The sequence below is a fragment of the Chitinophaga terrae (ex Kim and Jung 2007) genome (genome assembly GCF_900107795.1).
Classification (GTDB): Bacteria; Bacteroidota; Bacteroidia; order Chitinophagales; family Chitinophagaceae; genus Chitinophaga; species Chitinophaga terrae.
Genome location: NZ_FNRL01000033.1, coordinates 63,849 through 70,208, shown reverse-complemented (window position 1 = coordinate 70,208; position 6,360 = coordinate 63,849). Strand labels below are relative to the sequence as shown.

Below are 6,360 nucleotides of genomic sequence, written 5' to 3'. Positions count from 1 at the left end.
TCTACAATCGTCTGCGCATATGTATCTGGAAGCAATGGAAAACCATCCGTAACCGGTACCGTAATCTTATAAAACTTGGCTTATCAAAGTATTACGCAAGGATGTGGAGCAAAACGAGTATAGGTTACAGCCGTGCGGCTCGTAGTCCGATACTATGCAGAACCCTCACCAACGCATACTTTAGGAAAGAAGGCTATGTCGGATTTTACGAACGCTATTATCTGAAAACAAAAAGTCAGATTAAATTATTCTAACAAACCGCCGTATACCAGACCGGTACGTACGGTGGTGTGAGAGGACAGTGAGGGAAATAATCCCTCACTTCCTACTCGATTTGGGTAAAATGAGTTCTTTTCCCCGTTGTTAATAACTTTCATACAAATTTTTTATTGTAAATCAATCAATTACAAAGGTACCTTATAAAAAAGTGCCCAAAAAGTATGGTTATTCACATTGTGCAATGTACCTTTGCGTTCCTCTAAGGGGATGATTGTTTACAAGACGTAACATTTTATCGTATACAACAATGAATACATTAAGTTTCAAAACTAAATCAGCTAACAACGCTTACGTAAAGCGCGAGTGGCATATAGTAGACGCTACTAACCTGACGCTCGGAAGAGCTGCTGCTAAGATGGCGGCTATCTTAAGAGGCAAAAACAAGCCTTACTATACGCCTCATACTGATTGTGGTGATTATATCATCGTAATCAATGCAGACAAGATTGTGCTGTCTGGCAATAAAATGGAGGAGAAAGAATACATTCACTATACTGGCTATCCAGGTGGTCAGAGAATTGAGCTGGCTAAGGACCTGATCCGTCGCCGTCCAGAGGTGCTGATCGAGAAAGCTGTGAAAGGTATGCTGCCTAAAAACCGTTTGGGCCGTGCGATGTACAAAAAATTATTTGTATATGCAGGTGCAGAACATCCACATGCTGCTCAGAAACCTAAACCATTAACTTTCTAATTTTTCTCTGATACATGGAAAAGCAAAAAAATACAATTGGTCGTCGTAAAGAAGCTGTTGCCCGCGTGTATATCACTAAAGGTACCGGTAACATTACTGTTAACGACAAAGATTATAAATCATACTTTTCTCTGATCTACCTGCAAAACCAGGTGGAACTGCCTTTAAAAACTATTGATGCGCTGGACAAATTTGATGTGAAAGTGAACGCACAAGGCGGTGGTATCAAGGGTCAGGCTGAAGCAATTAAACTGGGTATCGCTCGTGGTTTATGCGAAGTGAATATCGAGTTCCGTCCTGCTCTGAAAGCTGCAGGTCTGCTGAAACGCGATCCTAGAGGTGTTGAACGTAAGAAACCAGGTAAAGCTAAAGCTAGAAGAAGCTTCCAGTTCTCTAAACGCTAATATTTTTGAGTTACTGGCGATTGGTGCTGGTTTATTCACCGGATACCGAAAGCTAAACATTATTTGATCCTTATAATTGAGCAATATAAACATGGAAAATAATACCTCATTGCAGCAGCAGTTACTGGAGGCAGGTGTTCACTTCGGTCACCTGAAGAAAAAGTGGAATCCAAAAATGCTGCCTTATATTTTCGCAGAAAAGAAGGGTATTCATATCATCGATCTGAATAAAACCGTTGAAGGTTTACAGGAAGCGGCAGCTGCCCTGAAATCTATCGCAAAAAGCGGTAAAAAGATCATGTTCGTTGCAACCAAAAAGCAAGCGAAAGAAATCGTTGCCGATGCTGCACGTAACATCAACATGCCTTACGTAACCGAAAGATGGTTAGGTGGTATGTTAACTAACTTCTCTACCATCCGTAAGAGTGTGAAGAAAATGCAGAGCATTGAAAAAATGCTGCAGGATGGTACTTTCGATAACATTACTAAGAAAGAACGTCTGACTTTAAGCCGTGATAAAGAAAAAATGGAAAAAGTGTTAGGTGGTATCGCCCAGCTGGCACGCGTTCCTGCTGCTTTATTTATGGTAGATATCAGCCACGAACACATTGCACTGGCAGAAGCAAAACGCCTGGGTATCACTACCTTCGGTATGGTGGATACAAACTCTGACCCTACCAAAGTAGATTTCGCTATCCCTGCGAACGATGACGCTACTAAATCTATCGCTATCGTTACCAGCTACATCTGCGCAGCAATCGCTGAAGGTCTGTCTGAAAGAGCTACTGAGAAAAATGAAGAAGAAGTAGAAGAAGAAGAAACAGACGATAAATCACGCAAATTCGACATCGAAGGCGGTGAAGATCGCGAAAGAGGTCGTAAGAGCGGCGGCGGTCGTGGTCCAGGCCAGGGCGCTGGCAACAACAACCGTGGCGGTGGCAACCGTGGCCAGGGCGGCCAGGGCGGTGCTAACCGTAGTGGTGGAAACAACCGTGGCGGTCAAGGTGGCGGTCAACGTCGTCCTTCCGGTGCTGGCGGCGGCGGTCCAAGAAAACCAGGCGGCGGTCCTAGATAATTTATTACCGTTATGAGTTACGAATTACAGGTTTGCCGATGAATCATTTCCTCTGCAAACTCGTAATTCGTAACTCGTATATAAGAACTCTGAATAATTTAAACTACATAAACTAATTATAGCTCATGGCAACAATTACAGCGGCTGATGTAAACAAACTGCGTCAGCAAACTGGTGCCGGTATGATGGATTGCAGAAAGGCACTCGTAGAAAGCGATGGTGATTTCGAAAAAGCAGTTGATTACCTGCGCAAAAAAGGTCAGAAAGTAGCTGCTTTACGTTCTGATCGCGAAACCAAAGAAGGCGTTATCATCGCTCAAACTTCAGCTGATGGTAAATCCGGCGTTATCGTTGGTCTGGGTTGCGAAACCGACTTCGTAGCCAAAAACGAAGATTTCGTGAAATTTGCCCAGTCAATCGTTGACCTGGCCCTGGCTAACGGTATCAAAACCCTGGATGCATTAAACGCCGCTTCCCTGGATGGCGCTACAGTTGCTGATAAAGTAAATGATCAGGTAGCTAAGATCGGTGAAAAGATCACCCTGAATAAATTCGAATTCGTTGAAGCTGGCGGCGTAACCGCTTATATCCACGGTAACTACCGCATGGGCGTACTCGTTGCTTTCAGCAAACCAGTTTCTGCTGAAGTAGGTAAAGACGTAGCAATGCAAATTGCCGCAATGAACCCAATCGCTGTAGATGCTGAAAGCGTACCTGCTGATATCATCGCCCGCGAAAGAGAAATCGCAGTTGAACAAGTGAAAGCAGAAGGCAAACCAGCTGAAATGGCTGAAAAGATCGCTGCCGGTAAAGTGAATAAATTCTTTAAAGAAAGCACCCTGTTACAACAGGCTTTCGTTAAAGACAGCAACAAATCCGTTGCCGACTACCTGAAGTCTGTAGATGCAGACCTGAAGGTTACTGGCTTTAAGCGAATCGCTTTAGGTTAATATCATCATATTGAAAAAAGGGAGAGAATAAAATTCTCTCCTTTTTTTTGTTCCTAACCCTCGCAGGTTAATTTTTTATAGGGAGTTATACGCATTTTTTTTAGCGGTACCTGCCATTCTGCATTTTAGTTGTATATTAGAATGCCGTAACCAGTTTAAGAACTACATCTTACAATATTTTATAGCGTCATGTTGCCAAAGTATAAGCGTATTTTGCTCAAATTGAGCGGAGAGGCCCTGATGGGGGATGCAAATTATGGTATTGATCCAAAAGTGATAGCACAGTATGCGTACGACATTAAAGCAGTTACAGACCTTGGAGTACAGGTAGCTATCGTTATCGGAGGTGGAAACATCTACCGCGGTATGAATGAAGTTGATACCGGCATCGAAAGAGCACAGGGAGATTACATGGGAATGCTGGCCACAGTGATCAATGGAATGGCTATGCAAAGCGGACTGGAAAAAGTAGGCCTCTACACCCGTCTGCAATCCGCAATCAAAATGGAGCAAATTGCCGAACCTTATATCCGCCGCCGCGCTATCCGTCACCTCGAAAAAGGCAGGGTAGTGATCTTCGGTGGAGGTACCGGTAACCCATACTTTACCACAGACACCGCCGCCTCCCTGAGAGCCATCGAAATCCAGGCCGATGTGATCCTCAAAGGCACCAGGGTAGACGGTATTTACACTGCCGACCCGGAAAAAGACAAAACAGCAACCCGCTTCGAAACCATCACCTTCACTGAAGTTTACCAAAAATCACTGAACGTAATGGATATGACCGCATTCACTCTTTGCCAGGAAAACAAACTGCCGATCATCGTTTTTGATATGAACCGCCAGGGCAACCTCCTCAGCGTGATCATGGGCAAAAACGTGGGCACCCTCGTAAAGGGGTAGTCTCACGCAAAGGGGCAAAGTTTGCAAAGAGGCGTAAGATTTTTTAAAGGGAAATAAGGAAAATAAGAAGCGAAGATTATGTTATATAATACAACGTAATCTTCGCTTCTTATTTTCCTTATTTCCCTTTAAAAAATCTTACGCCTCTTTGCAAACTTTGCCCCTTTGCGTGAAATAGTTATTTTAATACGGCTTTAAGCTCCGTAAATGGAATAAAAAGGGTGATCTGACCCATAGCGTACGGACCAACTTCGTACGGCGTATAACTAAAGCAAACGCCTTTATCTGTAACTATCAAATTATCATTAGGCGGAATGGTTTTTACCAGGAGGTGCAGATCCAGCGCTTCATCATCGTTCAGGTGGAATTTCTGCCTGAACGCCTTATCCAATAAATTACTCACAGTTTCCTGGTAGCCCGACCTGAAAATGTCCGCAGGCTTTACCACTTTCTTTTTGGAAAGGTCCAGTGTAAGATACCGCGCTCCCCAATTGCCATGCGCGCCGCCAGTGAAATCATAACCATATTTCTCAATTACCAGCAACGGCCAGGTGTTATATACGACCTTGATATCCCTGTCGGCAGTCCAATTCCACGACATGCCCCCCCCATTTTCTTCCTTCAGCTCACTGGTATCCACTCCCTTTGCAGAGATCCGGTATGCCAGCACAAAAGAGTCAATGCTTCTCTTCAGAAAAGTTGCCGGATCATTTCCTTTCCCGTCCGTTACCTGCTGAATAATAAAAGAAGCGACCGCCGGGTCTACTGTCGAATCCGGCCAGATAAGGCTGTTGGATACCGTGCCCATTGGAGACTTCTCGAAATCAGGCAATAGCCTGGCAGAATCGATGGCATAAAAGACCTTTAACGGTACTGCGTTCTTCAGGTCGGTGTGCAGCTCAAAATGGAAGGAGGTACCGTCGCCATGCCACACGCCTTTAAATTTTCCATCGTCCGACAGGTAACCGCTGAACAACCTGTCCTCATCGGTGTTAGTTTCTTCATAAACATTTACAAGCGCTGAATCCAGTGTTCCCCAAACGGCGATGGGCTTACCGATACTATCATAGCAAAAGTACCCGCGCAGCAGGTGTGGGGCTGTTTTCATTAGCTGCATAGTAATAGCTCTTTCTCCTATCTTGCCCTTCAACTGAGTATAAAACAGGGGGGAAGATACAAGTGGTACAACAACATCTTTCGTTGTTGCTGCCTCATGTTTCGGGGAATTCTGACAGGCAAAGCATGCAACCAACAGGGTAAGGGCCAGTAGTGAAACTCTTTTCATAGTATGATTTATATCAGGTACTTCAAAATTACTATTATCCTTGCATACCTTTGAGTTTATAAATAATTAAGACCATGTTGAACCAACAAATTGCAGCGCTGAGGAAAGATTATATACAGGCTTCCCTGAATGAAGAGGATGTGGCGCCCAGTCCTTTCTCGCAGTTCGATAAATGGTGGAAAGATGCGGAAAAGAGTGAGATTGATGAAATGAATGCAATGACACTGACTACCAGTACTGTTGATGGCCGGCCATCGGCAAGGATTGTATTGTTGAAGAGTTATGATGAGGAAGGATTTATGTTCTTTACGAACTATGAAAGCCGCAAGGGGCAGGAGCTGGCAGAGAACCCGCATGTGTGCCTGTTGTTCTTCTGGAAGGAGCTGGAACGCCAGGTTCGTATAGAGGGTACGGTTAGTAAAGCTTCAGCGGCCGAGAGTGATCAGTATTATAACAGCCGCCCGCTCGGCAGCCGTATTGGCGCTATTGCTTCGCCGCAGAGCAAAGTGATCCCTGATCGTCTTTTCCTTGAGCAACAGGTAGAAAGGGTGACAAACGAATTTAAAGACAGGGAGCCGGTAAGACCGGAGTATTGGGGAGGTTATATAGTTAGGCCAACGTTGATCGAATTCTGGCAGGGTAGGAGCAGCCGCCTGCATGATCGTATTGTGTATACCATCACGCCTGAAGGTAACTGGACTATAGCGCGGTTGGCGCCTTGATATAAAAAACTAACGGATGTAGTATCATTACTAATAATGGTGCTACATCCG

7 protein-coding genes are annotated in these 6,360 nt (G+C 44.6%); 6 read left to right on the top strand and 1 reads right to left on the bottom strand.

Annotated features, from left to right (window positions below; genetic code table 11):
- Positions 1 to 526: 526 nt before the first annotated feature.
- The 5 genes from rplM to pyrH all read left to right on the top strand — a co-directional run bounded on the left by rplM (position 527) and on the right by pyrH (position 4,302).
- Positions 527 to 970 carry a 50S ribosomal protein L13 gene (gene rplM, locus BLV62_RS24815; protein ID WP_089765300.1) on the top strand — a complete coding sequence of 148 codons (444 nt, stop codon included), beginning with the start codon at positions 527 to 529 and terminating at the stop codon, positions 968 to 970.
- 14 nt (positions 971 to 984) lie between these two features.
- On the top strand, positions 985 to 1,374 hold the full coding sequence (gene rpsI / locus BLV62_RS24810) for a 30S ribosomal protein S9 (protein ID WP_089765298.1): 390 nt from the start codon (positions 985 to 987) through the stop codon (positions 1,372 to 1,374).
- A 91-nt stretch (positions 1,375 to 1,465) separates the two neighbouring features.
- Positions 1,466 to 2,449: a 30S ribosomal protein S2 gene (gene rpsB / locus BLV62_RS24805; RefSeq protein WP_089765296.1), complete on the top strand. Its 984-nt coding sequence runs from the start codon at positions 1,466 to 1,468 to the stop codon at positions 2,447 to 2,449.
- A 125-nt stretch (positions 2,450 to 2,574) separates the two neighbouring features.
- Positions 2,575 to 3,399 (top strand): translation elongation factor Ts, encoded by an 825-nt coding sequence (tsf, locus tag BLV62_RS24800; protein ID WP_089765295.1) that lies wholly within the window; start codon positions 2,575 to 2,577, stop codon positions 3,397 to 3,399.
- A 189-nt stretch (positions 3,400 to 3,588) separates the two neighbouring features.
- Complete coding sequence (gene pyrH / locus BLV62_RS24795) at positions 3,589 to 4,302, top strand: UMP kinase (protein WP_089765294.1); 714 nt, start codon at positions 3,589 to 3,591, stop codon at positions 4,300 to 4,302.
- Positions 4,303 to 4,480: 178 nt separating this feature from the next.
- On the opposite strand, the gene BLV62_RS24790 is transcribed toward pyrH, so the two are convergent.
- The gene (locus BLV62_RS24790) at positions 4,481 to 5,587 is read right to left on the bottom strand and encodes a DUF3298 and DUF4163 domain-containing protein (protein ID WP_089765293.1); all 1,107 of its coding nucleotides are present in this window, start codon (positions 5,585 to 5,587) and stop codon (positions 4,481 to 4,483) included.
- A 74-nt stretch (positions 5,588 to 5,661) separates the two neighbouring features.
- Between BLV62_RS24790 and pdxH the strand changes: the two genes are divergently transcribed.
- Positions 5,662 to 6,309, top strand: a complete 648-nt coding sequence (gene pdxH, locus BLV62_RS24785; RefSeq protein WP_211117959.1) for a pyridoxamine 5'-phosphate oxidase — start codon at positions 5,662 to 5,664, stop codon at positions 6,307 to 6,309.
- Positions 6,310 to 6,360: the final 51 nt, after the last annotated feature.

Bases quoted from the DNA above. Each gene is read 5' to 3' on its own strand.
- rplM (WP_089765300.1), top strand. From the start codon at position 527: ATGAATACATTAAGTTTCAAAACTAAATCAGCTAACAACGCTTACGTA.
- BLV62_RS24790 (WP_089765293.1), bottom strand. From the start codon at position 5,587: ATGAAAAGAGTTTCACTACTGGCCCTTACCCTGTTGGTTGCATGCTTT.
- pdxH (WP_211117959.1), top strand. From the start codon at position 5,662: ATGTTGAACCAACAAATTGCAGCGCTGAGGAAAGATTATATACAGGCT.
- tsf (WP_089765295.1), top strand. From the start codon at position 2,575: ATGGCAACAATTACAGCGGCTGATGTAAACAAACTGCGTCAGCAAACT.
- rpsB (WP_089765296.1), top strand. From the start codon at position 1,466: ATGGAAAATAATACCTCATTGCAGCAGCAGTTACTGGAGGCAGGTGTT.
- rpsI (WP_089765298.1), top strand. From the start codon at position 985: ATGGAAAAGCAAAAAAATACAATTGGTCGTCGTAAAGAAGCTGTTGCC.
- pyrH (WP_089765294.1), top strand. From the start codon at position 3,589: ATGTTGCCAAAGTATAAGCGTATTTTGCTCAAATTGAGCGGAGAGGCC.